Origin of the sequence: Microcoleus sp. B3-D2 (assembly GCF_036705345.1) — a bacterium.
Lineage (GTDB): Bacteria > Cyanobacteriota > Cyanobacteriia > Cyanobacteriales > Microcoleaceae > Microcoleus.
Genome location: NZ_JAUBUG010000196.1, coordinates 1 through 1,052, shown reverse-complemented (window position 1 = coordinate 1,052; position 1,052 = coordinate 1). Strand labels below are relative to the sequence as shown.

Annotated in this window: 1 pseudogene; it reads right to left on the bottom strand. The window is 40.0% G+C overall.

The features are described from left to right. Positions 1–106 precede the first annotated feature (106 nt). Positions 107–1,052, bottom strand: a pseudogene (locus QUB14_RS28650) (IS5 family transposase); the annotation flags it as partial.

Sequence of the window (1,052 nt, the reverse complement as noted above, 5' to 3'; positions counted from 1 at the left end):
GGCAGGTTTTTTTTCATAATTGCTATATTCTACTTTCCAGGATCACACTTGTCAATACCCACCACCTGAATCCTTACCCTCTTTCTTTGCACCAAGCTCGGTTTTATCTGGTTCGATAGATGCGATCTGCATGAACGGACTCGGGATAATATCCCGTGAATCTATAATAAGCTTCTACTTGTGCTTTTAAGTCTCCTGATTCGTTAAAATTATCCCAGCTCATCCGGTATAAAAATACATATCCTTCAAAACAACTGGCTGATAGTTTAGCTCCAAACTCTACGTTTTTTCCGGCTTTCCCTCTGACTCTGGGACGGATGTGGGGTTGGCTTAAACTTACTATTCTATCCTCAATACTCTGTTTCTCGTTGTCAAATAACCACTGTTGTTGGCGATACACTTCTGTGAGGACTAGCAAGGTTTTATATTGCTTTTTATTCAGACCTTTTAGGGTCGCACCTGAATCGATTAGCTGTTCAATATGAGCGAGGTTTCTTTTGATATATTGAAGTTGTTTTTTAATTGCCTGTCTTTTTTTGTTGCGGGATGGTCTTCTTTGTTTGGCTATTAATAAGTCATCTTTTCTGGCGACATTACGGTAGGTTCTTGGTTTTTTCTGGATTTGACCTTTGAGCTGTTTATACAGGATATCTATGATTTTATCTGTGTGCACTCTGGCTCTGTTTAATAGTCCTAAGTCGGTCGGATAACTAATATCGGCTGGAGCGCAGGTTGCATCTATGATTAGTTTACCGCGATTGGATGACTCATTTTTGGCGTCCGAATCCTTTTTTTTTTCTGGTTTGATTGGGGTGGTGGAGCGTATTTTTTCGACCAGGCGTTCGTTGACTTTATTAATTACATTCCAACTAATCCGTTGGCGAAAGTGTACTAATAGTGATGGGTCAAATGGTAGTTCATTGCTGTAGCTTGATTGACCGATAAAGTATTGTAGATACGGGTTTTCACGGATCTGTTCTACTGTTTCCCGATCGCTAATTCCCAGTTTTTCTTTGATGATTAATGCTCCCAACGCCATCCTAAACGATTTG